Here is a 242-nt window from a genome sequence, read left to right as displayed (position 1 = left end):
GTGGCGAAGCCGACCATCGCCGAGATGGCGCGGCGGGGGACACCGTTCGCGGGGGTCCTGTACTGCGGCCTCGCGCTGACGTCCCGCGGGGTGCGCGTCGTGGAGTTCAACGCCCGGTTCGGTGACCCGGAGACGCAGGTGGTGCTGGCCCGGCTGCGCACGCCGCTGGCGGGGGTGCTGCTGGCGTCCGCGGCCGGCACCCTGGGCGAGACCGAGCCGCTGACCTGGGACGACGGTGCTGC

1 pseudogene is annotated in these 242 nt (G+C 75.6%); it reads left to right on the top strand.

The annotated features are described in order from the left end of the window. Positions 1 to 242: pseudogene (locus BST14_RS28880) on the top strand (phosphoribosylamine--glycine ligase); the annotation flags it as partial.

This window comes from Mycobacterium arosiense ATCC BAA-1401 = DSM 45069, from assembly GCF_002086125.1.
Classification (GTDB): domain Bacteria; phylum Actinomycetota; class Actinomycetes; order Mycobacteriales; family Mycobacteriaceae; genus Mycobacterium; species Mycobacterium arosiense.
Note: the sequence above shows the minus strand (reverse complement) of the source record. Positions and strands in the feature narration are given on the sequence as shown.